This window comes from Streptomyces sp. NPDC057565, from assembly GCF_042801455.1.
GTDB classification, from domain to species: domain Bacteria; phylum Actinomycetota; class Actinomycetes; order Streptomycetales; family Streptomycetaceae; genus Streptomyces; species Streptomyces yanii.
In genome coordinates this window covers 40,494-65,719 of sequence record NZ_JBHVFU010000027.1, presented here as the reverse complement: position 1 = coordinate 65,719, position 25,226 = coordinate 40,494, and the positions used below count along the sequence as shown (strand labels likewise).

Below are 25,226 nucleotides of genomic sequence, written 5' to 3'. Positions count from 1 at the left end.
TCGCACACCGCCGTCCGCGATCAAGGAAGTACGCCGTCCTGACGCGGTGCAGGCACCGGCACGCCCGGCGGCAGCAGACCGTGGGCACGCAGGGCGAGCCACATCTCCTCGGGGACGGGGTGACTGATCATCGCGGTGGCGTCCGTCACCTCGGCGGCGCTGCGTGCCCCGAGCAGCACACCGGCCACCGCCGGGTGCCCCAGCGGGAATTGCAGGGCTGCTGCCCGCAGCGGAACCCCGAAGGTCTCGCACAGTGTGCGCAGGGCCAGCGCCCGGTCCAGCAGGTGTGCTGGGGCCGGTGCGTAATCGAAGGTCGCGCCCGGCTGGGGATCGGCGAGGAGGCCCGAGTTGAACACCCCGCCGACCAGCACGGACACTCCACGTTGCGCCGCCTGCGGCAGCAGTGCGGCCAGAGCACTCTGGTCGAGCAGGGAGTAGCGGCCGGCCAGCAGGACTACGTCGATGTCGGTGTCGCGGACGAAGCGTGTCGGCATCGCGGTCTGGTTCATGCCGACACCGATCGCACCGACCATCCCCTCCGCACGCATCCGCTCCAACTCGGGGTAGGCGCAGTCGAAGGCCTCGCGCTCGTGGCCGTCCGGGTCGTGCAGATAGACGGTGTCCACGCGGTCGAGGCCGAGCCGGGTGAGGCTCTCCTCGACGCTGGTGCGTACACCGCGGGCGGTGAAGTCCCACACCCGCTCGTGGGTGGCCGGGACGGCGAAGCCGTTCGCCAGGTCGTCGCCGGGCAGCCCTGCGCGTGCACGCAGCAGGCGTCCGACCTTGGTGGACAGCGTGAACTGCACACGGGGCCGGGTGCGCAGCGCGGCTCCCAGCCGGCGCTCGGACAGACCCAGTCCGTAGTGCGGAGCGGTGTCGAACGCACGGATGCCGCAGGCCCACGCGGCCTCCACGGTGGCGGCCGCGTCCTCGTCGCTGACCGCGTGGAACAGGTTCCCCAGGGCGGCGGCACCCAGTGAAAGTGCGTCGACGGCGGTGGCGGTGCGCACGGGTGCTGTGGGGTGCATGGGGTGCATGGGGTGAGGAGTGCCTCTCGCTGAAGGGACGTGAACGGACATGAACGGGCGTGAAGGGGCGTGAGCGTCCGAAGTCCGCGACATGTGACAGGGGGGCGGAGCTTGCGTCGGTCCCCGCCCCCCTGTCACATGCCCAGCCGTACCGGCCGATCTCAGCCCTTCGTCGCTCCTCCGGTGAGGCCCTTGACGAATTGCTTCTGGAAGGCCAGGTAGAAGACGAGGATGGGCAGGGTCGCCAGGAACATGAGGGCGAAGACGGAGCCGTAGTCGGCCTGGTGTTCGCCGATGGCGCGGTAGATGCCGACGGTCACCGTGGTGCCGGCGGCCGGGCCGAGGACGATCAGCGGGTTGAGGAAGTCGTTCCAGATCCAGACGCCGAGGAAGATCAGTACGCTGGCCGACGCCGGTCGCATCAGCGGGAAGACGACCTGCCAGAAGGCGCGGAACGCTCCGGCGCCGTCGATCGCCGCGGCTTCTTCGAGCTCTCGGGGGATGGTCTTGGCGAAGCCCGCGAAGACGAATACCCCGAAGGGCATGTAGTAGCCGACGTATGCCAGGACCAGTCCGGGCACGCTGCTCATCAGCCCCAGCGTGCGCAGGACTTCGGTGATCGGGGTGAGGATCACCGCGGGCGGCACCATGAGACCGCAGAGCAGGACGACCATGATGACCTTGGACAGGACGCCGGTCGACCGGGCCAGGTAGTGGCCGAGCATGGCGGAGATCGCGGTGATGACGAGGATGGAGATCACGGTGACCTCCGTGCTGTTGACCAGCCCGTACCAGAAGAGGTGGTCCGGGCGTGACAGCACGCTCTGGATGTTGTCCAGGGTCGGTGGGACCGGGAGGCCGACCGGGTTCGACACGATCGCCGAACCGTCCTTGAACACATTGACCAGCACGAGGTAGATCGGCAGGAAGAACAGCAGGCCGGCGAGGAGCGCGACGACCGGGCGTATCCACGCCCTTGTTCCACCCCTGTTCATGCTCGCGTTCAGGTCCGGGTTCATCTTCGTGTTCGTGCTCATGCGGACACCTCGCGTTTCTGCAGCCACCCGAGCGCGATCACGGAGACGGTCGCGACCAGGATCAGCATCGCCACGGCCATCGCGGAGGCGTAGCCGACGTGGTTGCCGTTGAACGCGGTCTGGATCACCTGGAAGGCGAGGGTGGATGTGGTGCCGGGGCCGGGGCCGCCGTTGGTGAGGACCTGGATCTGGTCGTAGGCCTTGAATCCGCCGATCAGTGACATGACCGTGTTGATGGTGACGGCGGGTGCCAGCATCGGCCAGGTGACATGGCGGAACCGCATCAACGGTCCGCAGCCGTCGATCGCGGCCGCTTCGTGCAACTCCTGCGGGATTCCCTGCAGGCCGGCCAGGTAGATCACCACGCAGAAGCCGAGTCCCTGCCAGGCGATGACCCACGAGACCGTGTAGAGGGCGAGGCTCGGGTCGGACAGCCAGCCCGGCGGATGGCTCACGCCCATTTGGCTCAGCATGGAGTTGAGCAGGCCGTCGTCGACGAGGATCGCCTGCCAGATGACGCTGACCACCACGGCGCTCAGCACGACCGGCACGAAGAACACGCTGCGCAGGGCGTTGTACAGCCAGCCGCGCCGGTCGAGGAGCAGAGCGATCGCGAGCCCGCCCGCGTTGGTCACGAGGGTCACGATCACGGTGATGACGACGGTGTTCTGCAGTGCTTTGAGGAAATCGTCGTCGGAGACCAGGTTCGTCAGGTTGTCCAGGCCCACCCACCGGGTCGGCGGGTTGAAGGGGTTCTTGTTGGTGAGGCTGTAGCCGGCGGTCATGCCGATCGGTACCAGGACGAGGGCCAGATAGGCCAGCAGTCCCGGAGCCGCGAAGACGGCGAAGCGGCCCGGTCCGCCGTTCGGGCGGAAGCGCCGGGACGGTCGCGACGACCGCCGCGCGGGGGCGTTCTGTGGTCGGCGGGCCGCTGCCGTGTCCTTCGCCGCGGGCGCGGCAGCGGAACCCTCCGGTCGGGTCAGGGTGCGTATGCGCATTATCGGGTGGCCTTGTCCCACTGCTCGTCCATGTAGGCGCCGAATTCCTTGGCCGTCATGCGTCCGCTGAGGAGCTTCTGCATGCCGGTGGCGGCCTTGTCGGCCATGCCCGGCGGCAGGGAGCCGTCACCGGTCTCCTGGGAGAAGGAGTTGACGATTCCGTCGCCCTTCTGGGCCTGCCGGTACGCGTTCACGGTGTCCTTGTAGACCGGACCCATATTGTCCGGCGCGGTGTAGCCCTTGATGTCGATGATGAGCCCGTCGGCCTTGACGCCGGCGTCCAGGTTCTTCTGGTCCTCCATGAACGCCTTCGCCCACTTCTTGGCCAGCGGCACGTCCGACGCCTTGGAGCTCACCGTCATTCCGCCGCCGAGGACGCCCGGAAGTGCCGGGGCTCCCTGGTCGGTCGGCCATGCGAACACCCCGGTGTCGAAGCTCGGCTTCTTCGCGTCGGCCGAGGCGGAGAACCAGCTGCCCATCGGATACATCGCGCCCTTGCCGTCACGGAAGGCCTGCTCGGTGTCGGCGTAGGAACGAGACAGCCCCGCCCGGTCGATGTAGCCCTTGCCGGCCAGGTCGGCGACCTTCTGGGCGGCGGTCACGAAGGCCTCGTCGGTGAACTTGACCTTGCCCTGGCCGCGCTGGGACAGCCAGTCCGGCGTCTTCTTGTAGACGTCGGTGGCCACCGTGCAGATCAGCGGGAACATGTCGGCCCAGGAATCCTTGCCACCACCGCCGACCACGAAGGGATTGATGCCCTTCTTCTTCAACTTGGCGCTGTCGTCCAACAGTTCGCTGTACATGCGCGGCGGGGTGGCGATGCCGGCCGCCGCGAAGTCCTTCTTGTTGTAGTAGACCAGCGTCGTCTGGGCGGCATAGGGCAGCTGGTAGACCTTGCCGCCGTACGTGTTGGCGTGCGGGTTCTCGTACGCCGCCAGTTCCTTGTCCGTCCACGGCGCCAGCTTGCCCGCCTCGGCAAATCCGGCGGGGTTCAGCCCAATCATGACGTCCGGGAACTGCCCAGTGCTGTCCAGCTGCTTCGCGTATCCGGTGCGGTCAGCACTGGGCGACACGAGCTTCTTGATCGTCACTCCGGGCACCTTCGCCGAGGCGCGGGCGATCGCGGCGTCCCAGTACTTCGCGTCCAGATTGGGCGTCTCGAAGGTGAGGAACGTCAGGGTCACCTTGTCGCCGTCGCCCTTGGACGCACTCGTACCGGAACTGCCAGCCGTGCACCCGGCCAGGAGGAGGGCACCTGCGAGGGCGGCGGTTCTCGTGAGTATCGGATTGCGCGTCATGTCCAACTTCCCCTAACCCGTCGTTGTCCGGGGGCGGTACCGAGTCGCTGTCTGCTCGTACCGAGACGAGAGAGGGAATCCCGCTGCCGACCGTCCACCGAATCCGTCACATGGTTCAGACTCTTCCCAGAGTCCTGCTGCTCTCGGGGGCGACTGCTTCTCCTCAGCGTTCGCCCCTCAGGGCACCTTGGAGTATGGAAGTCCGCGCACGACGGCATGTCAAGAGATGAGACGGAGTTATTACCTCAATCAAGAAGCAATAGATCTGATACATGCCGCTAGGGTTTCGCCGGACCCTACGGATTCGCTTCACAGGAACGAGACGCGTCGGGGCGCGGTTTACGACCCCGGCACGCTTCCCCCGCCCCGTCGCCCGGTCGTTTCCGGCGTGGGCGGCGGGGCGGGGGCCGACGGGGCACTACTGATCGAGGCCGTCGTTCACGGTCACGCCCCGTCCGGGCCGTCCGGGCCGGCGGGAGCGGCGAAGATGCGGTTGCGGATCTCTCGTTGGACCTGGAGTTCCGTCGTGTCGATATGGCGGGTCATGAGGGCGGAGGCCTGTTCCTGCTCACCGGCCCCGATCGCTTCCAGGATCGCCAGGTGCTGCTCCGCGGCCCCGGTGAGTGATCCCGGTGCGGAGTCGGCCAGGGCCACGATGGTGACCTGGCGCTGCAGCCGCTGGATCGCGTCGACCAGGCTGGAGAGGAATGCGTTCCCCGCTGCCGCGCCGATCGCCTGATGGAACTCCGCATCGGCCCGGCCGAACGACTCGTGGTCGTCGCGCTCGGCGGCCTCCGCCGAGCGCTGCGCCGCCTCGCGGATCGCCCTGAGTTGAACCGGTGTGGCCCGCGTGGCCGCGAGCCCGCTGGTCTCGGCCTCGGTGAAGCGCCGGAACTCGAACAGTTCACCGACGCGGCTCGGGTCGGTCGGCAGGAACCGGGAGAAAGTGTCGGACCACAGGTCGTTCCTGGGATGCGCCACGAAAATGCCGCGCCCCTTCTCCACCGAGAGCCTCCCGAGGGCCGAGAGGATCTTGACGCCCTCTCGCACCACCGTCCTGCTCATGTCCACTTCGGCCGCCAGATCCTTCTCCGTCGGCAGCCGGTCACCGGGCCCCATCCCCTGCCGGGCGACGTACTCCAGGATGCGCTCCGCCGCGACCTCGTAGCCGGGACGGTAGGGAGCCGCCTCCGTCTCCGAATCCGATGCCGCGGACGCGGGCCGGGAAGATCCAGTCATGTTGCTCCATGTATCCGATGCATGCAGGCCACGAAATGCCAAGTGCTGGGCCCCCAAGATACCTCCTGGGCCGCCGGTTCAGGGGTGCTCGGATCGCCCCACGGAGCACCCGCGCCATCGGGAATAGATCCGAACTAAGCCTTGACGGCCGCTCGCGTGCCGTGCACGCTAGACCGCACTTGTGCTGCGGTAGTTACACAGGAGAAGCAAGCGCTCTTCCCTGCACGGGCAGGCCTATGGGTCCTCCGGCTCACGGCCGCCCACCGATCCCGCTCCCCGGAAGAGCGCGAACCATCTCCGCTGAAGAATACGAACTATCCAGGTGACCTCGTTCGTCGCTGGACGTTTGCCGGCCTTGCGGCCCTCTGCGCTGTTCACGGGCAGTTGATCAGCGATCCCGCGCGTCATCGAGAGTCACTTCACCTAGGAGGACATATGGACAGGCGTCGCTTTCTGGTTGCCAGCGGCTTGAGTTCGGCCACGGCCGTGGCCATGGCCGCCGGCCCCGCGCATGCCGCGCGAACGGCCAGGCCCAAGGCATCCCCGTCGCTACGGATCGGGGCGGGCTTCCTGTCGGTGGGCATCAGCGGCTCCGGGCACGTGGACAGCCTGGTGGACCTGCGCGACGGCACCGACCACCTGGCCAAGGACACCCCCGTGCCGCTGGTCAGCGTGGTGGCCGACGGCAAGCACGTGGTTCCCGCGAAGGTGCGGGTCGTGTCGCGTGACCGGGCGCACCACCGGCAGGTCCTGGAGTTCGTCGGCGAGAGCGTGACGATCCAGGTAGAGGCCGTCGGGTTTCCCACGCATTCCACACTTGAAGTCGTCGGCCTGACAGCCGCCTCGGGTGTGGACGTGCAGACGCTGCTGTGGGGTCCGCTGCCGACGACGCTCGACGACACCATCGGCGAGACGGTCGGTGTGGTCGCCAACTCCGATTTCGTCATGGGGGTCCGGCCGCTGAACGACAAGACAGTGGGCGGGTGGCCGAACGAGCATCTGGCGTACGGGTTCGGTCCCGATCTCGTCTGGAATCCGTACGGACTGCAGACCGGCGAGAAGGACGAGTGGCTGGCGAGCAACGTCGCCGCGAAGACCACGTGGGGCAGTGTCCTGCGCGCCACTACCTACGACTACAGCAAGGCACGCGTCCGGCAGCGCACCAACGGTTACGAGATCCCGCTCGGCCCGCTGCCTGGGCCGGAGGGCCGGATCGTCGGGTCGAAGATCGCCCTGTTCGGCAGTGCGCCGGATCTCGCCCTGACCGTGCTCAGCCAGATAGCCAAGGAGCACGGCCAGGCGTACCCCACCCTCGACGGCCAGTGGCAGAAGGTGGCCCAGCGCACCTCACAGACCCATTTCTGGGTCCACGACCTCAACACGGGCAACGTCACCGCGGCCGCCAAGCTCGCCGCGCAGGCCGGGGTGCGGAACATCTACGCGATCAGCGGCAACGGGCCTTGGGTGTCGCACGGGCACTACCAGTTCAACGGCAACTTCGGCGGATCGGACGCGGCGGCCGCCCAGTTGGTGGCCGCGGCGGCGAAGGAGGGCATCGAGGTCGGGGTGCACACCCTGTCCACCTTCATCGACACCAACGACCCGTACGTGAAGGCGCCGGCCGATCCACGGCTCGCGCTGGGCGGCTCCGCCCGGCTCACCCGCCCGCTGGCCGGGTCGGACACCACGCTGTATGTGGATGCCAGCGGCCTGCTGGCCTCCGGCGTCGACGGTCAACGGCTGCGGATCGGCGACGAGTTCATCACCTACGGCTCCGTCACCAAGGTCAGCAACACCGAGTGGCAGGTCGGCGGCCTCAAGCGGGCACAGTGGTCCTCGGCCGCCAAGGACTACCCGGCCGGCACCACCGTCGCCCGGCTCATCCAGAACGGCTACGGCGGCGCGCTGGCCAGTCTGCCGATCACCGACGAGATCGCGACCCGGCTGGCCACCGCCTACAACACCAGCGGCGTCCACGCCACGTCCTACGACGGCCTTGAAGGCACCGGCTACAACGGCTGGGGCGGCTACGGCTTCGCACGGCTCGTCAACGGCGTCCACCGGCAGGTCACCACCAAGAACTTCATCACCGAGTGCAGCAACCTCGCGTCGAACACCTGGGACGCCCAATCCAGGGCGAGCTGGGGTGAGATCGGCCCCACGAGCTACGCACAGATCATCCGCAGCAACACCTTCTACCGGGCGAACTACCTGCCCGGGATGATGGGCCAGCAAGGGCTCTCGGGCAACGACGCCCTGCAGAAGATCGAGGACACCCTGGCGCACGCGGCCTCCCTCGACGCCGGCGTCAACTTCGAGACCTCCGTGAACGGCCTCCAGTCCGGGCAGAACTCCACCGCGCTGCTCGCCGCCGTCCGGATGTGGGAGTCGGTGCGCGCAGCCGGTGCGTTCACTGCTGAGCAGAAGAAGCAACTGGGCGTCGCGAGCAGGCACTGGCACCTGACCGAGGTCACGCCGGACGCCGAGTGGACGCTGCAGGAGATGGACACGTCCGGTCAGCCGATCGGCGACCCGCAGTCGATCAAGGCCCCGAAGCCGGGCTTCGCCACGCCGGAGCCGACGGACGCCCGGGTCGGAAAGCTGTACGCCTTCAAGGTGACCTCGACGATTCCGCGGACCATTCGCTACGAGGTCACCGACGGCCGCCTCCCGAGCGGCCTGACCCTCAACCAGGACACCGGTGGCATCACCGGAATCCCGACCGCCACCGGCACGAGCAAGTTCACCATCACCGCCAGGAACGGCGGGAGCGTCGCCGACGCGAAGATCACCTACAAGGTGACGACCCGGCCGTGACCGCGGCCGTGCCGTGCCCCGGCCTCGGCCGGGGCACGGCGCATTCGGCACTTGCTTTTCTTCGCGTCACCCGCACGGACCTCCAGGAACGAATCCATTGAGAACGCTTGGAGTTTCACATGAGAGTGCGTCCAGGACAGTTGCTGTGCCTTCTCGCGTTAATGGTCTCCCTGCTCGCCCTCGCCGTTCCCGCCACGCCGGCGAGCGCCGACCCCGTCCCGGTCAACGGTAAACCCGCAGTGGTGCCCGCCCTCCAGAAGTGGCAGGGCAGCACCGGATTCTTCGAGCTGCGCCGGCACAGTCGCATCGTGTTCGCCGGCGCACAGCGCGGCCGACTGCGCGACCAACTTGCCACGCTCCCGGACGAGATCGAGCAGGTCACGGGACGCAAGCCGGCCCTGTCGCCGCGCCATCCGCAGAGCGGCGACATCGTGCTGTCGATCGATCCCACCCTGCCCGAAGCGGTGGACAGGGCCCGGTTCATGGAAGAGGGCTACACCTTCACCGTCACCGGCGAGAACGTGCGGATCGCCGCGCCGACGGCGAAGGGCGTCTACTACGGCACCCGTACGCTCCTGCAGATCCTGCTGCTCGACGACGGTCGTGACTCCGTCCCCGTGGGCACCGCCGTGGACTGGCCGAACTACAAAGTGCGGGGCTTCACGCTGGATGTCGGGCGGCGCTTCTTCACCGCGGACTTCATCCGGGACTACATCCGCCTCATGGGCTGGTTCAAGCTCAACGAGTTCCAGATCCACCTCAACGACAACGGGTTCAAGGGCGACCGGCCCTGGAGCGAGGCCCAGGCCGGCTTCCGGCTCAAGACCGACAACCCGCGCTGTCCGGCCTGGCCTCGAAGGACGGAGCGTACGACCGGCGCGACTGGGACTCCTTCGAGGACACCGCCGCCGCCAACGGCGTCACGCTCGTCCCCGAGTTCGACGCCCCCGCACACTCCCTCGCGTTCATCCGCTTCAAGCCGTCCCTCGGTCTGAACAACGGCGACTCCGACCACCTGGATCTGTCCAAGCCGGAGACCACCGCGTTCATGAAGTCGGTGTTCGACGAGTTCACGCCGTGGTTCCGCGGTCCGGACGTGCACTTCGGCGCCGACGAGTACCGGTCCGACAAACCCCGCTACAAGACCTACTTCAACGAGATCGCCGCCCACATCCGCACGCTCGGCAAGCACCCGCGCGCCTGGGGCAGCCTGTCCCTGATGGCGTCCAACACCGAGGGCTTCGACCGCGACGTCACCCTCAACAGCTGGAACAACTCGTGGTACGGCCCGCAGGCCGCCAAAAAGGACGCCTACTCGTTCATCAACACCAACGACGCCCTGCTCTACATCGTCCCGTTCGCGAGCTACTACCACGGCCACGGCCTGGACGGTAAGTACCTCTACGACAACTGGGAACCCAACGTCTTTCCCAACGGCCAGAGCGTCGCACCGAAGGACCCCCAACTCCTCGGCGCCATGTCCTCGGTGTGGAACGACCTGACCAAGTCCAGCTACACCGAACTGGATGTGCACAAGCTGGTGGAGCCCACCTTCGGAGTCCTGGCGCAGAAGATGTGGAGCGGTGCCAACTCAGCTGTCCCGTACAGCGATTTCATGTCGACCGTGCGCAAGCTCGGAGTGGGCACGGGCCTGACCGAGGTCGCCACGACCCTGGCCACCCCGGCCAACGGAGAGCTCAGCACGGGCAAGCCGGCGACCGCGTCTGCGGGCACGGCCGACGCGGCGTTCGACGGGGTGAGCACCACCAAGTGGCAGAGCGGCCCGGGAGATCACGCCTGGCTCCGCGTGGACCTCGGCCGCCCGCAGACCGTCACCAAGGTCGACCTGGACTGGGCCCCCGCACACGGCCGCGACTACGCGATCCAGGTGTCCGGCGACGGCACGACCTGGACCACGGTGGCCCACCGCACGGACCGCACGTCCGCGGGATCCGACACGCTCACCTTCGAACCGGTCACCGCCCGGTACGTGCGTCTCGTCGGCACCGAAGCGGCCCGCAAACAGGACGGCTCCGTGCTGTGGAGCATGCGCGTGTTCGACGCAGCGGATCTGGCGTTGCACCGGCCGACCACCGCGTCGTCGTCCGAAGTGCCCAGCCTGGGACCGGAGAACGCCACCGACGGTGACCCGGCGAGCCGCTGGGCCAGTGCCTACCGTGACGGCGAATGGATCCAGGTGGACCTGGGCCAGGTACAGACGGTCCGCCGCGTCCTGCTCGACTGGGAGACCGCTTCCGGACAGGACTACGACATCCAGGTCTCCGAGGACGGGACGAACTGGAAGACGGCCACCGCCGTCAGGGACAAGCCCGCGGGCGCCCGCATCGACGAACTCACCTTCGCTCCCGTGTCGGGCCGGTACATCCGCATGCAGGGCATCAAGCGCACGTCGTCCTTCGGCTATTCGCTCCGGCGCTTCGAGGTCCGGGCCGCGAGCCCGGCGATGAACCTCCTGCGCGGCTGAGTCGTGGTGCCGACCGGTGATGGCGCTGGTCGGCACCACTACACAACCGATTCCACCATCCACGTAAAACGCGAGGTATATGGACAGATGTTGCTTTGGGGGAATCGTGGACAGAAGAAGCTTCCTGATCGCCGGCGGTCTCAGTTCTCTGGCGCTGATCGCGACGCCGGCCCTGGCCCAGTCGGCGGCAGCGGCAGGGCCGGCGATCACGGAGCAAGCCGGCCGCCCGTTGTGGATCGGGGGGATTCCTGTCGCTGGGTCTCGACGGGCCGGGTGGGCGGGGCGGTAGGTCGAGTCCTCGGGCTCCTGGGTGCTGAGGCGTTCGATGCTGACGGCGGTCGTGGTCCGGACGTGCTGGACACGGGCTCTGGCGACGCCGTGGTAACGGCAGCGGCGCATCCGGTGGCAGTTGACGAGCTCGTTCATGGTGCCCTCGCCACCGGAGCGCGAAGCGTAGAGCCTCTGCCATCTCGGATCCTGTTGGTCGGCACGGTTCTGGTTCCGGAGGTCGTGGAGGCGACAGGGCAGGAAGTTCCCGGTCCGGGGTGAGGCGCCGCCGGTGCGCTCGAGACCGAGCCGGGCTTGCGTACGGAGGGGGTCGGCACGTCCAGTACCTTGGCGAGTTGGGGTAGGAGCCGGAAGCCGGCGGTGAGGTTCTGGACGGCCACCTTGCCCTTGACGGTGCGGCATGGCGAGCCCGGCGGGGCGACGCCAAACCGCACTCTCTCTGCGCGGTTCCTACTCGGCCCCCGATCTTTGCCGAACCCGGAGCGGTCCATAGTGTCCGGCAACCGTCTGCCGCCAGGGGTCTCGGATGTCGGTCTGCCCGTCGTGCCAGACCTGTCCCTTCAAGTCCATGCACGCACTCTTGTACCGCCAGCACGGCTTGACTATATTCCGTTCACGAGTCCAAGTTTCGTATATATACGTGAACTTAAAGCTGAGTCATCTCTCATGCGGGGGAGCCTTCCATGGCTCTTTCGCCCCTCCTTCGAAGAGCCGCAAGGAGTCACCATGCCCAGCTCGATGAATCGCCGTCAGTTCAACCGGGCCACCGTCGGTGCCTTAGGTCTGCGTCTGACCGCGGCAGCCCTGCCGGCCTCCGCCGCCTCGGTCTTCCTCGCCGACCCTGCTCATGCCGAGAGCCAAGAGAGACTCGGCGACTACGCCAGCCACACGTCGGACACCCGCAGCCTCACCGCTACCAGCGCCACGGGCCAGCAGCTGAAGATCACCGCCTATGGCGATCAAATGGTGCGGGTCCAGGCGGTCCGTGCAGGTGAGACGTTCTTTCCGGACTCGCGCTACGAGATGGTGGTGCCCGGCAACCATGCGCGGATGCGAGGCAGCCTGAGCGTCGACGACCACGACGACTCCCTCGTGATCACCACCGCCGGCCTCGACGGCATCCGGATCCTGCTGCACAAGAAGCCCCTGCGCCTCGAGTTCCATCGCAAGCACTCCACGCGCCCCACGAAGGCCGGCAATCTGCTGGCCAAGGAGGACGACACGCGCAGTCTCGGCTGGGGCGGCCCCAACAGCAGTGTGGTCACACAGGAATTCGTGCCGCCGACGGCGGACGCGGACGAGCGCTTCATCAAGGCCGGACACGGAACGTTCGGGCGGTCGCCCAAGCTCGACCGGACCGGCGATCTCGTAGCGCACAACTACTCCACCGCGAGCGGCGCGCAGGCGCCTGCGCTTGTCCCCCTCTATCTGTCCAGCAACGGGTACGGCGTCTTCTTCAACACGACCTTCGACACCACCTTTAGCTTCGGCGGGAGCAGACCCTATGCGTTCTCCGCCGACGATCACAACACCGAGGGTGTCCGCCCCCAGCTGGACTACTTCCTCATCAACGGCCCGGACTTCGCCGGCCTGCTCGACCAGTACACGCAGCTCACCGGACGTCCGCGGCTGCCCCAGGCATCCATCTTCGGCCTGCAGATGTCGGACAAGAACTTCGCGAGTGTGAGCGACCAGAACTGGTGGCGCCAGAAGATCACCGAGCACCGTGCCGCCGGTTTCCCGTTCGACCACCAGGTCAACGACAACCGCTGGCGACAGGGCTCGGGCGCCTGGTCGGGATCGTGGTTCGAGTTCAGCGACGTGCGCTGGCCCGACCCCGCGGGATACGAGGAGTGGGCCGCTGCCAACGGAGTCACGGTCACCCTGGACTACAACCGCAACAACTCCAATGAGATGGAAGGCTGGGTTGCGGGGCCGCCGCCCGGCTACAGCTTCAACGCCGCCGACGTCACGGCGGTGAACCAGAAGGACGCGGTGCCCGACTGGACCAACCCCGCCGCCCGCGCCTGGGTGTGGAGCGTCTTCTGGAAGAAGGCCTTCGACCCCACTCTGAAGTATCCCGGCGACGGCCTCTGGCTGGACGAGCCCGACGAGCTGGGACCCATCCCGTACAACGCCGAGGCGGCCAACGGCTGGAAGTGGTCGGAGCTGCGCAACGCGTACTTCTTCTATCTGCACAAGGGAGTCGGCGAGGAAGGCTGGGATCCCGACGCCGGTGGGCACGTCGGGCGCGCCAAGCGTCCGTGGAACTGGAGCCGGGGCGCCTCCGCGGGCCAGCAGCGCTACGGCCACTACTGGACCGGCGACATCAACTCCACCTACGACGAGATGCGGATGCAGATCAGGGGAATGCAGGCCGCAGGCCTCGGCGGCTTCCCCTACGCCAACATCGACGGCGGGGGCTACCACCCCGCCGCGAACGGCCTGATCTCCGATCCCCTCTACCGCAACTGGCCGGCGGCCTGGTCGAGCCTCTCGCCGATCTGGCGGCCGCACGGCTCGGCCAACACGACGAGCGCGGGTCGGCGCGCCTCTCGCTGGCCGCTGGATCAGGGCACGGACGCGCAGGCGGACTTCACGAAGTACAGCCGGCTGCGCTACACCCTCATGCCCTACATCTACACAATCGCCCACCAGGCGAACTCCACCGGTATGCCGATGGCCAGGGCCATGTTCATCGACTACCAGGACAGGGCCACCGCCTACGCGCACGACCTGCAGTACCTGTGGGGCCCCTCGCTGCTGGTCGCGCCACTGACCTCGGACGGCGGCGGCAGCACCCAGGTCTGGCTGCCCGCGGGCAGCACCTGGTACGACTTCTGGAACGACACCCCGTACACCGGTTCCGACAGCGGCGAACTCTCCTACGCCACCCACACCGGAGAGATACCCCTGTTCGTCAGGGCCGGTGCGATTCTGCCCCGGTACCCCTACGCGCAGAGCACGAAGTACATGAACAAGCGGCAGTTGGAGCTGGACGTCTACTGCGGCGCCGACGGTGCGTTCTCCCTTGTCGAGGACGACGGTGTCACCGAGGACCACCAGCTGGGCGAGCGGAGCGTCACCGAACTGACCTACGTCAACAAGGCGCGCAAGGTCGTCATCCGCCACCCTCGGGGAACCTATTCCGGCGCACCCACCGCGCGCCGCTATGTGGTCCGGCTCCACGGTCTCGCCGCGCCCGTCGGCATGCGCGTCAACGGCGGCGCCACCCTGCCCACCTTCACCAGCGAGGCCGCGGCGGTCGTCAACGGCAGCGGAACGGTGTGGGATTCCGCCAAAAAGGTTCTGTCGGTCGTGACACCCTCGATCCCCGCGGCCAAGCGCAACGGCGTGGCCGCGCGGATCGAGCCGAGCGGCGAGCAGCTCCCACCGGCCACGGGCGGGATCGTGCACCAGGTCGAGAGCGCCACCCTGGCCGGTGCGTTCATCGACACACGGCACCCCGAGTACACCGGGACGGGTTACGTCGGCTTCGCCGACTCCTCGGCGGACGGCGCCTTCATCGAGTGGACCGTCGACGTTCCCGACGCCGGAACCAGGACGCTGACATTCCGTTATGCCAACGGCGGCGCGAGTGATCGCCCGCTGACCGTGTCGGTCAACGGCTCCCCTGTCGAGAGCGCCTTGCCGTTCCACCCGACCGGGGGGTGGGCCACCTGGAAGACGACCTCCCTCGCCACCTCGCTGCCCGCGGGCAAGGTCACGATCCGCGCGACCACGGCCGGATCCAATGGTGCGCACTTGGACAGCCTGACGATCCACTGACCGTTGCTTTGATCATCAAGCGATCTCGGCAATCCCGATGTTTCCAGCGGAATGGTCCGTAACGGGTCACCGGAGCGCGGGTTCGCGCCGGTGTCCTGTTGACGGTCTCCCGTTTCCTTCCCGGCCCGGGGGCTGGGAATCGCGCCACTTGCCCGCCCCGTCCCGGCCTTGCGGCGTGGGCGGGTGACGCGGGTCTTCCGGTCGGCTCCACGGGGCTTCGACTTCGCCTCGACTGCGTTGTCCAGGTCTCCGGCCGCTCCGGTATCTGTGGTGCGGGTCGCGAGGGCGACCAGGTTGTGTCCGGCGTTGGCGTCCCGGTCGAGGACGAGGCCGCAGTTGTCGCACTCGAAGATGCGCATGCTGAGGGGCAGTTTGGTTTTCACCGCACCGCAGCGGGAGCAGGTCTTCGAGGAGGGGTACCAGCGGTCGGCGACAATGAGTCGCGTGCCGCGCCGGCGGGTCCTGTAGGTGAGCTGGCGTCGGATCTCGCCGGACGCGGCGTCCGCGACGCGGCGGGACGGACGCCGGTTGCGGCCCATTGCGGCGACGCCCAGGTCTTCGATGACGATCGTGCCGTACTCGCAGGCGAGGCGGGTCGTCATCTGGTGGAGGGTGTCCTCGCGAAGGTTCGCGACCCGGTGATGGATCTTGTTCCGCGCCTGGTTGGCCTTCTCCCAGCGGCGGGAGACGGCACGGCTGGCGCGGCGCAGCTGTTTCTGTGCGCGGTCGAGGTGGCGTGGGTTGGGTTCTGCGCCAAGGACACCGTCGCTGTCCGCGAGGACCGCGAGGGTCTTGATGTCGAGGTCGATGCCGACCGCTGCATCAGGGCGGGCAACCTTGACCAGCGCGTGCTTCTCCTCGACCTGGAGCGACACGAACCAGCGGCCCCGGTTAAGACGTGCGGTCGCGGACAGGATCCGCATGTTCCCGGCGTCGGCGAGGGCCCGCAGGTGGGGGGCGTCCTCGTGGAGGCGGACGGTGCCGATCCTGGGCAGGGTGACGTGTCGACCGTCAGGCTCGATACGGATCGTTCCGGTGGTGAACCGGCAGGTCAGGCGCGCTTTCCGCTTCGGCTTGAAGCGCGGGATGCCCATCTTGCGCCCCTTGCGCTTGCCGCTCTTCGACTTCGCGTAGTTGTCGAACGCGGCCGACGCGCCTGCCAGGCCGGTGTTGTATGCCTCCTTGGAGTTCTCCTCCCACCAGCCGGCGAAGCGCGGGTTGGTGTGCTTGTCCTCGTTGAACGCCTTCCGCAGCGAGGGCAGCGTCCACGACCGCCACTCGGTCAGCTCGTCCTCGGGGATGCCGTACGACTGCTCGGCCTTGCGCTGCCACCACACGGCAGTGACGTACGCGACCGCCCAGTTGTACGCGGCCCGCGCGGCACCTGCGTGCGAGTGCAGGTGGCGGTTGGCCGTGGCATTCGGATCCAGCGCCAGCTTGTGCGCCTTCACGACGAAGCCCGGTTGCGGCTTGAACTTTTTCACCCGGCCACCTCTTCGCCGGTGGCGACGACGGCGACGGCCCAGGCGGCGCGATTCTTCGCGGAGCGGCGGCCGTACAGGCGTGCGCACATCGAGGTCAGGACCTCGGTGATGTCCCGTACGAGGTCGTCGGCGGTCTTTGCCGGGTCAAGGACGACCAGGCGCCGCCCCGAGGCCGAGAGGGCTCCTTCGATGTGCTCGACGCCGAACCGGGCGAGACGGTCGCGGCGCTCGACCACGATCGTGCCGACACCCGGGTCGGCGAGCAGCCGGTGCAGCCTGCGGCGGCACCCGTTCAAGCCGGAGCCGACCTCCGTCACCACGTCAGCGACCATGAGCCCCCGAGCCGTTGCGCCCTGCACGGTCCAGGCGACCTGACACTCCAGGTCCGCTTTCCGGTCACCGGACGAGACACGGCAGTACGTCACGACCCGTCCCGCAGCCGGCGGGGCGGGCTCGGGCACGAGCCACGTACCCGACGGCGTCTGGACGACCGGGACCCGCATACGGCCCCCTTACGCCCAGGTCCACACAGTCTGGTAGTGCACACTGTTACGCGCTGACCACTTCACGACATCAGGCTATTTACAGAGGATGGCGGATATCTACTGAAAAAAGTGGGAACTGTTGTTCGCCCCACACCCAACAACATGACAAAGCCGTCGGGAGTCTTCCGCTAATGTGGGCGGCGCCTTCGGCCGAACCGGCCTTGTCCGCGCCACCAGCGCGGTGATTCGTGCCAATGGCGCGCGATGCCCTGTCGGCAGGACCGATGTCAACCCACTACGAGTCCTTCGCGTGCGCCCGCTTCCCCGTACGAGGCCCGGACTGGTTCCGGACGACCGGCGGCTTGCGACGGAGCATGCGCCTCCCGGCCACGGCACCGGCCACCGCCAATGCCGCGATCCCCACCCCGATGACGACGATCGTGGCAAGCGACGAGCCGGCCGGACCTCCCGGATCCGTTGCGGCGGCCTGCGACGGATCAGGTGCGGGGATGTCTCGTGCGGTCACGTCCACCGTCTTCTTCGCCTTCACTGGTTCGGCCGCAGTCACCGTGACACGCCACCTGCCGGTCGGCAGCGGCTGAGCGGCGCGGTAGAGATTCCGTCCCTCGGACGCCGAGACGAGCTTGACCGGTCCGAAGGAACGGCCGTCGGTGGAGGTCGCGGTCACCGTCCCGATGACGGTTTCCTCGACGGGGTCTCGGTCCTTCTTCCAGGTGGCCAGCACGTTGACGCCGTGGCCACCGTCTCCGGTCACCTCCAGTGAGATCGGTCCGCCGTGGGCGGAAGCCGCAGGCGCGCCGAGCAGCAGAGCGATCACGGCGAGCAGGACGGCCACTGCGCTGTTCCTCGGTGCAAGGTTCATCAATTGCTTCCTTCGTGTTCGGGATCGGTGGTGAGTGCCCCGCTGCCGGGTGAGGCCGGAAGAAACACGTGCTGGTGCCCGTAACCCGCGTCGACGTTCACCGCGTCAAGAGCGGTGGCGCCGATGGACCAGGTGAAGATCGCATCAGCGCGTTGCCGGATGGCGAGAGCCGTCATGGTCTCGCGATTCGGCCCGGTGAGTGCCTGCGAGCTTGCGTATGTGTCGACGGTGGTGGCGATCTGGCGTACGGCGGAGGCAAGACTGGAGCGTGCCACGTTGGTGGCGGTCTCGCCGGAAGGCGGGTCGGCGAAGCCCTTGACGGCCGCGGCGGCCGCCTGCCGCCACTGTGCGACGTCGGTCGGGGGCGCCGCGACGGGCCCGGTGCCGCCTCCGGCGGGCGGTTCGGTGGGCATGGCCTTCTCCAGTCCGTCGAGCACGAAAGTGACCCGGTCGCGGGTGGTGCGGGCCAGTTCGGTGAGCGCCTTGATCTGTTCCTTGTCCCGCAGGGCGGCCTCGGCCTGGAGCCGCTCGACCGACCGCTCGGTGGAGCTCGGCCGGGTCACCGCTAACATCAGGGCGCCCGTGAGGAGGGCGCCGAGCGTGAACGCGGTCGCGAGCGCGAACAGCCGTCGTCGGGTCGCATGCCGGGCCTCCGCCGCCGCCCGGCCTCCCGCCGAGGGCCGGGGCACCATCACTGTCTTGTGTCGGCTGATGGCCGCCACCTCCCGATGGGCGTGCGTACTGATCACAGTGGGGTAGGGCGGGTGCCCCCGCGACGCGTGTCGCGGGGGCACCCGCAAGGGATTCAGCGAGGTGCCGGATCGCGTCCGGTGGTGCCCTCCAGGAGGTTGACCTCGCTCATCGTGCGGCCTTCGAGCCGACGCCGTACTGAGCGATCAGCGCGTCGGCGTCGCGGACGAGCGCGGCTCGGACCCGGTCGTCCGTGACGACCGACGTGTCGCCCGCGAGTTCCCTAAATTTCTCCAGCTCCTTGACAATCTTGGCGTTGTCCTTCTCTTTGGCTTCCGCGTCGCGGACGCTCGCGAGCCTGCTGCGGAGCGTGTGCGCGCTCTTGTCGGCGAGCTTCCCGGCCTCCTCGAAGCGGTCGATCAGCTTGCCGATGTCACCCGTTGACGTGACGACGGAGAACGTCACCTCCTGCACGGTCTGGTTGCCGGCCTTGTTGGTGGCGGTGACAGTGAGCGTGTGCTCGCCCAGCGGGAGTTCGTACAGCGCCAGGTCCGTTCCCGACTCGAACGGCTTGCCGTCCAGCGTTCCGTTCACCGACTTGACGCCGGACCCCGAGTCGAGTGCCTTCCAGCCGATGCCGAGGTCCTGGCTGTCGCCGTACTTCTCGCCGGCCGCCACACCGGAGATGAGGACGGTCGGGGCCTTGGTGTCGATCTTGGCGGTCACGGCCTTGACGTTCTCGACGTTGCCCGCCTTGTCGGTCGAGCGGTAGCGCAGCTCGTGCTGCCCCTCGCCCGAAACGGTGACCACGTCCGTGTACGGCGTCCAGGGGCCGTCGTCTAGGGAATACTGGATACCCGCCACGCCGGACGTCTCATCCTTCGCGGTGAGGCTCACCGGCACCGCCTGGTTGTGCCATCCGTCGTCGCTCCCCGCGGCGTACTCCGCGGTGGTCATCGGCGCCGTCGCGTCCACCTTGACCGCGAGGGTCTTGGCTTTCTCGACGTTGCCCGCCTTGTCCGCCGAGCGGTAGGCCAGCGTGTGCGAGCCGTCGCCGGAGACGGTGACCGGGGTGGTGTAGCCGGTCCAGGCGCCGCCGTCGAGCTGGTACTCGGTACGGTCGACCCCGCTGCCGTTCGCCTCGTCGGCGGCCGTCAGCGTGACCGTGACCGGACCGGTGAACCAGCCGCTCCCCGGCTGCGCCGGGGCGGTCGCAGCGCTCGTCGACGGCGCGGTCTTGTCGTCGGTTCCGGTGCCGTCCTGGGAGAGGTGGAAGTAGGCGAACCTGGCCGTCTTCGACTCCGTCTGGTCGGCGCCGAAGGCGAACACACCGGCCTTCGCGCCACTCGCCACCTTGCCGTTCTTCACAGGCGCCGGCGTTCCGTTCGTAGCCATCTCGGTCCACTTGGCGCCGTCGGAGGAGTAGTACCCGTGGAAGGTGTCGGCCTCCTTCTTCAGCCGCAGCCACCACACGCCGCCGGGGAGCGAGGTGACCTGCGGTTGCGGCTGCTGCACGACCCCGCCGGCCTCGCTGCGCAGTTCGAGCCTGCGCTGCACCCCCGAACCCGGGGCGTTGTCGGTGATGAAGTCGAACTTCACGTAGTCGTCGTCCCCGGCATGCACCATGAGCCCGCCCTGCTGGTAGGCCTGGTTGAACGCCGACGCGTCGATCTTGGTCTCCAGCGTCCAGTCACCGTCCGGTGCCTTCTGCAGGATGAAGTTCTTCGGCGCGGTGTTGCCCGTCCCGAAGATGTCGCCCTTCGAGGTGTCGATCTCCAGGTTGCCGCCGGTCACCCGTACGGCCGAGGGGTCGGACCGCACGATCGCGTTCCAGCGGCAGCCGTCGAGCGCCGTGCCGTCGAACTCGTCGTCCGGCTTCGGCGTGGTCGCCGTGTCGTCGGGGGTGATCTGGAACCAGTCGAAGGATGCGTCGATCACCGGGTGGCTGCCGGTGCCGGACAGGGAGAGCAGTCCGATCTTCGGGGTCTGGATCCCGGCGAGCGGCTTTGTCTGCGGCATCGCGGTGAACGTGATGCCGTCGGCCGAGTAGGAGGCGGTCAGGTTGGTGCCGTCGCTGACAAGCCGGACGTACACGGTGTCGGGGTAGGCGTCCCCGAGCGCGGCCGTGTTGCTCTGCGCCACCTCGTTCGGCTTGCCGTTCTCCTCTCGGATGAACTGGAAGATGCGGTTGGCGTGATCGTTGGTGCCGCGCGCCTGCAGCACCATCTTGGCGTAGTTGTCGTCGTCGCCGTAGAGGACCAGGCCCGCCTGCTGATACGTGTCACGGGCGTCGAGGGTGACCTTGGCCGTGGCCGTCCAGGCTCCCGACGGCGCCGGCTGCACGACAATGTTCGACGTGTTGCCGCCCGCTCCGTAAAGGTCGGTGTTCGACGTCGGGATCACGAGCTTGCCGTCCGCGACCTTGAGGTTCTGGTTCTCCCTGATGACCGACCAGCGGCCGCGGTCGAGCTCCGTCCCGAGGAAGTCGTCGGAACGACCGGACAGACACACCGTGTTCGGCGCATCCACCTTGATGGAGACCTGCCCCTTGGTTGCCGCGCCCTTGGCGTCGGTCACGGTCACCGTGGCGGTGTAGGTTCCCGGCGCGGCGTAGGTGTAGCTCGCGTTCGCGGTCGTCGGCTCCGGGGCTCCGTTCACCCCGAAGTTCCACTTGTAGGTGAGTGGCGTGTCACCGTCGGGGTCGGTGGCAGACGCCGTGAAGTCGACCTTCAACGGAACGGTGCCCGATGTCGGGTTCGCCGAGACGGTCACCTTCGGGCGCTGGTTCGCCGTGGCTCCGGTACCGATGAAGTCGACCCAGTTGACGTTGACCAGGTAGGAGTTGTCGGCCACGTTCGCCGGCTTGCGTACGACGAAGTACAACGGTCCAGTGTCCGTTGGCGGGTTCGTGAGGTTCAGCGTGACATCCTGGTAGGTCTGCCAGCCGCCGGTGCCTGGCACGTTGACCGAGCCGACCAGCGTCCCGTTCTCGGGGTTGCCCTGCCGGACCTGCACGGTCCCGCCGGAGGCGCCGGATGCGGCCCGCAGCCGGATGCCGGTGATGCCGGTCAGGTTGACCGGGGCGAACGACCACCAGTCGCCGTCCTGGGTCCACCCGATGTTCAGATTGCCTCCAGCCGAGTCCCCCGTGGGCTGCGTCTGTACGCCCGCGGCGTCGGTACCCTTGCCGTCCGCCACCCGGCCGTTCTCGGTGAAGTGCTCGGCCTGCTTGCGCTTGGTCTGCAAGGTGACCTGACCGCGTCCGGTCAGCGCCTTCGCACCGTCGGGGCCGCCGTTGTCGGTATAGGTGGCCTCGATGACGTAGAACAGGTTGTCGTCGGTGCCGTGACCGCTGTCCGCGAGCGTCTGCAGGACACCCTCGCAGCCCTTGTGCTGGTCGAGGGGGTGGCCATGGCTGTCATGGCCGAGGATCGCCTGGATCTGGACCTTGTCGCAGTCGATCGTGCCGTCCTCGGGGTCGGTGACCGTGACCTTGTACTTCACCTGGTCGCCGAACTCGAAGAAGCCGCCGTTCGGCGGCAGGTCGAAGGTGATCTTCGGCCGGGTGTTGCCCGCCACGACCGCCACATTCGCCGTCGCGGTCTTCTTCTCGGCATTGGTCACCGTCAGGACCGCGCTGTACTGGCCCGCCTTGGTGTAGGTGTACGTGGGGTTGGGGTCGGTCGAGTCGACGGTTCCGTCGCTGTCGAAGTCCCAGGCGTAAGTGAGTGCCTTGCCGTCCGGGTCCCGCGTTCCCTCGCTGGAGAATTTCACCTCCAGTGGCACCGGTCCGTCGGTCTTGTCCGCCGAGGCACGGGCGATGGGCGGCCGGTTGCCCTTGACGTACTCGATGCGATAAATGCCGGAGTCGGCGTTGTCGCCGCCGAACCCGGATCCCCACTCGATCAGGTACAACGCGCCGTCCGGACCGAACTTGAAGTTCATGGGCTTCTTGAAGGCCATGGTCTTGAGGAGTTGATTGATCTTGACCGGCTTACCGGCGTCCCCGTCGAGCTGGAAGGAGAACATCTTGCTGCTGTTCCACTCGGCGAAGATCGCCTTGCCGTCCCAGTAGCCTGGCCACTTGACGTCCGACTGAAGGTCAGGGTCGTAGCGGTAGACCGGACCGGCCATCGGAGCGCCGCCGCTGAGTTCGGGGAAGTTCTGCGCGTCGGCGTTGTAGTGGTACCAGACGGTGGCCGCGGTCGCCGCCGGCAGATTGGTCAGGCCCGTGTTGTTGGGCGAGTTGTTGACCGGCGCGGCGCAGTTGAACGCCGATCCGGACGTCTTGGCGGCGAAGTCGTAGTCGATGTATGCGGTGTTCTTGCCGGTGCAGTACGGCCAGCCGTAGTTGCCCGGCTTGGTGATCAGATTCCACTCGACCGTGTTCTGCGGGCCCCGCGTCGCGCTCGCAGACCCGGCGTCGGGGCCGTAATCGGCCACCATGGGAGTTCCGGTCTTGGGGTCGAGGCCGATGCGGAAGGGGTTGCGGAATCCCATGCCGTAGATCTCTGGCTTGGTCTTCGCCGTTCCCGGCGCGAATAGGTTGCCCTGCGGCACCGTGTAGGTGCCGTCCGCCTCGGGGTGGATCCGCAGCAGTTTGCCGCTCAGGTCATTGGTGTTGCCCGAGGTGCGCTGAGCGTCCCATGCCTCGCGGCCGGACCGCTCGTCGATCGGCGTGTAGCCGTCGGAGGCAAACGGGTTGGTGTTGTCACCCGTGGCCATCCACAGGTCACCGGTCTTGTGATCTATCAGCATGCCACCGCCGTGGTGGCAGCACTCGGCCCGCTGCACCGGAACGTCGAGGACCTTCTTCTCGCTCGACATGTCGAGGGTGTCGCCCTTGACGGTGAACCGGCTCAGCCGGTCGACGTTCTCGCCCGAAGGCGAGTAGAACAGGTACACCCAGTTGGTGGTGGCGAAGTTGCCGTCCAGCGCCAGCCCGAGCAACCCGCTCTCGTTGGCGGTGAACACGTTCAGCTTGCCGGCCGACACCGTGCCGCCGGCTCGCTTGATGATCTTTATTTCGCCCATCCGGTCGATGAAGAAGACCCGGCCGTCCTCAGCGATGTCCAGCATCATCGGGTTCGATGTGTTGTCGTCGAGGGTGACCTTCTCGAAGCTGCCGGTCTGCGAAGCCGAGCAGTCTGCCTTCACCGCGCCCGCGGCGGTCTTGATACCGCCGAGGAGCAGGCTCAGGAACTGCGGCTCGGTGAAGCTCTCCTTGGTGTGACCGAGCCCCGTGTACCACGAACGGCCGCCGTCGTAGTCCTGGCACCACGTGTTCGGGTGGTCGATTCCCATGGTGCCGCCGGAGTAGGACTTCTCATTGAGTGACGTCAGCACGTGCACGGTGTTGCGGGGGTCGGCCTGGTAGTCGTACCACTCGTCGGTACGGCTCCATGACGTGGGCAGATTCGCGGTGGACGGGTGTGCCGGGTCCTCGACCGTGACGGTGGCCTGCTGGATCGCCGGGTGCGACTTGAAGTACGCCCCTACGAGCTTGCCGTACCACGGCCAGTTGTATCCACTGTCGGCGGCCGCGTGGATGCCCACGAAACCGCCGCCTTTTTCGATGTATCGCTGGAAGGCATCCTTCTCCTCCTGCGTACCCAGCGGGTCTCCGGTGGTGGACAGGAAGATGACGGCCTCGTACTGCGCGAGGTTTTCGTCTGTGAACTTCGCGGAGTCCTCGGTGGCGTCCACCCCGAAGCCGTTGTCCTGGCCCAGCTTCTGGATCGCGGCGATGCCGTCGGGGATCGAGTCGTGCCGAAATCCGGTGGTCTTGGAGAAAACGAGCACCTTGAAGGTGTCGGCCACAGCGGCGGTTCCCGCCGTTGCCGCCTGTGCCGGCGCCGCGAGCAGTGACAGCAAGGGCAGGATGAGGCCCAGGACCATCGTCGCGGCCACCCGTCTTAAGGCGCGATATCTCTGAACTGTCAAGACAACTCCTCTGGTTGAGATGAGTTTCGAACTCATCGGATCGGGGTGGATGGGACCGAGTGATGGCGACGCGTCACCCTGACGACCGAGCGGGCGCACAGGTGGCGTCGCCGTGATGGGAGGAAGGGGAACCGTGCGGTCGGTCCGTCGCGTTCGCGGCGTCGGCCGACCTGTCGATCAGGGTCAGCCGACCATCAGCGCGCCCGGCCCGGAGCGGGCTCGCAGGTCGCGGCGGCGCAGTCCAGGGGAAGCCCTGCCAGCAGCAGCGCCCGTGCGGCCTCATCGGCCGTCCCGCTGCGGGGAAGGACTGGCTGACGCTCTCGGGACGTTCTGCCGCGGCGGCGAGCGCGGTATCCAGCGAGGCCGCTCCCGGCGTCTCGCGCAATGCGGCCCGCAGCCGGTCGGGTGTCGTCACGATGCCTCGCCTCCGGCCGTGAGCAGGGACACCTGCTCGGCCCTGTGGAGGAATCCGATCGAGCGGGCGGCCACGTCGAGGGCCGCGTGCGCGTGGCGGGGCAGCTCGACCGTGACCAGGCCCCGGTAGCCGGCGTCGTCGAGCGCGCACAGCACTGGTGGGAAGTCGATCTCGCCCTCGCCGAACTCCAAGTGCTCGTGCGTACCGCGGCGCATGTCGTCGATCTGGACGTTCACCAGATACTCCGCAAAGGTCCGCGATGGACGTGACACAGGCGGGTACCGGGTCGGGCTCGTTGCAGCGGCAGCGGCAGCGGCCGATGTCGAGGGTGATGCCGAAGCCTTCCG

General features: G+C 67.7%; 13 protein-coding genes and 4 pseudogenes. 5 read left to right on the top strand and 12 right to left on the bottom strand.

Features of this window, described 5'->3' with window-relative positions; genetic code table 11:
• Nucleotides 1-20: 20 nt before the first annotated feature.
• From ACFU8W_RS32730 to ACFU8W_RS32710, 5 genes are all read right to left on the bottom strand, one after another.
• A complete protein-coding gene (locus tag ACFU8W_RS32730) occupies nt 21-1,028 on the bottom strand; it encodes an aldo/keto reductase (RefSeq protein WP_384044884.1) in 1,008 nt (335 codons plus the stop codon).
• A 161-nt stretch (nt 1,029-1,189) separates the two neighbouring features.
• Nucleotides 1,190-2,023 carry a carbohydrate ABC transporter permease gene (locus ACFU8W_RS32725; protein ID WP_345513389.1) on the bottom strand — a complete coding sequence of 278 codons (834 nt, stop codon included), beginning with the start codon at nt 2,021-2,023 and terminating at the stop codon, nt 1,190-1,192.
• Between the two features lie 38 nt (nt 2,024-2,061).
• The gene (locus tag ACFU8W_RS32720; protein ID WP_384044881.1) at nt 2,062-3,063 is read right to left on the bottom strand and encodes a carbohydrate ABC transporter permease; all 1,002 of its coding nucleotides are present in this window, start codon (nt 3,061-3,063) and stop codon (nt 2,062-2,064) included.
• A complete protein-coding gene (locus ACFU8W_RS32715; RefSeq protein WP_384044878.1) occupies nt 3,063-4,361 on the bottom strand; it encodes an ABC transporter substrate-binding protein in 1,299 nt (432 codons plus the stop codon). The genes ACFU8W_RS32720 and ACFU8W_RS32715 overlap by 1 nt, the downstream gene beginning before the upstream one ends.
• Before the next feature lie 444 nt (nt 4,362-4,805).
• Entirely contained in the window at nt 4,806-5,600 is a 795-nt protein-coding gene (locus ACFU8W_RS32710; protein WP_384044875.1) for a FadR/GntR family transcriptional regulator, read from the bottom strand.
• 435 nt (nt 5,601-6,035) lie between these two features.
• On the opposite strand from ACFU8W_RS32710, the gene ACFU8W_RS32705 reads away from it, so the two are divergent.
• The 4 genes and pseudogenes from ACFU8W_RS32705 to ACFU8W_RS32690 all read left to right on the top strand — a co-directional run bounded on the left by ACFU8W_RS32705 (nt 6,036) and on the right by ACFU8W_RS32690 (nt 10,902).
• Nucleotides 6,036-8,417, top strand: a complete 2,382-nt coding sequence (locus ACFU8W_RS32705; protein ID WP_384044872.1) for an Ig domain-containing protein — start codon at nt 6,036-6,038, stop codon at nt 8,415-8,417.
• Nucleotides 8,418-8,536: 119 nt separating this feature from the next.
• Nucleotides 8,537-9,412 carry a glycoside hydrolase family 20 zincin-like fold domain-containing protein gene (locus ACFU8W_RS32700; RefSeq protein ID WP_384044869.1) on the top strand — a complete coding sequence of 292 codons (876 nt, stop codon included), beginning with the start codon at nt 8,537-8,539 and terminating at the stop codon, nt 9,410-9,412.
• A pseudogene (locus ACFU8W_RS32695) lies at nt 9,328-9,942 on the top strand (family 20 glycosylhydrolase); the annotation flags it as partial. The gene ACFU8W_RS32700 and the pseudogene ACFU8W_RS32695, both read left to right, overlap by 85 nt.
• Nucleotides 9,943-9,990: 48 nt before the next feature.
• The gene (locus tag ACFU8W_RS32690; RefSeq protein WP_384044978.1) at nt 9,991-10,902 is read left to right on the top strand and encodes a discoidin domain-containing protein; all 912 of its coding nucleotides are present in this window, start codon (nt 9,991-9,993) and stop codon (nt 10,900-10,902) included.
• Nucleotides 10,903-11,229: 327 nt separating this feature from the next.
• Here ACFU8W_RS32690 and ACFU8W_RS32685 read toward each other — a convergent pair.
• Nucleotides 11,230-11,592 (bottom strand): annotated as a pseudogene (locus ACFU8W_RS32685) (transposase); the annotation flags it as partial.
• 324 nt (nt 11,593-11,916) lie between these two features.
• Here ACFU8W_RS32685 and ACFU8W_RS32680 point away from each other — a divergent pair.
• Entirely contained in the window at nt 11,917-14,979 is a 3,063-nt protein-coding gene (locus tag ACFU8W_RS32680; RefSeq protein WP_384044865.1) for a TIM-barrel domain-containing protein, read from the top strand.
• Between the two features lie 191 nt (nt 14,980-15,170).
• Here the strand turns inward: ACFU8W_RS32680 and tnpB are convergent.
• The 6 genes and pseudogenes from tnpB to ACFU8W_RS32650 all read right to left on the bottom strand — a co-directional run.
• Nucleotides 15,171-16,430, bottom strand: a pseudogene (gene tnpB, locus ACFU8W_RS32675) (IS607 family element RNA-guided endonuclease TnpB); the annotation flags it as partial.
• Between the two features lie 29 nt (nt 16,431-16,459).
• Nucleotides 16,460-17,032: pseudogene (locus ACFU8W_RS32670) on the bottom strand (IS607 family transposase).
• Nucleotides 17,033-17,243: 211 nt separating this feature from the next.
• The gene (locus tag ACFU8W_RS32665; protein ID WP_384044861.1) at nt 17,244-17,831 is read right to left on the bottom strand and encodes a hypothetical protein; all 588 of its coding nucleotides are present in this window, start codon (nt 17,829-17,831) and stop codon (nt 17,244-17,246) included.
• A complete protein-coding gene (locus tag ACFU8W_RS32660; RefSeq protein ID WP_384044858.1) occupies nt 17,831-18,553 on the bottom strand; it encodes a hypothetical protein in 723 nt (240 codons plus the stop codon). Before ACFU8W_RS32660 ends, ACFU8W_RS32665 begins: the two co-directional genes overlap by 1 nt.
• Nucleotides 18,554-18,689: 136 nt before the next feature.
• Complete coding sequence (locus ACFU8W_RS32655; RefSeq protein WP_384044855.1) at nt 18,690-24,464, bottom strand: ThuA domain-containing protein; 5,775 nt, start codon at nt 24,462-24,464, stop codon at nt 18,690-18,692.
• A gap of 411 nt (nt 24,465-24,875) precedes the next feature.
• Nucleotides 24,876-25,094, bottom strand: a complete 219-nt coding sequence (locus tag ACFU8W_RS32650) for a TIM barrel protein (protein ID WP_384044975.1) — start codon at nt 25,092-25,094, stop codon at nt 24,876-24,878.
• Nucleotides 25,095-25,226 lie beyond the last annotated feature (132 nt).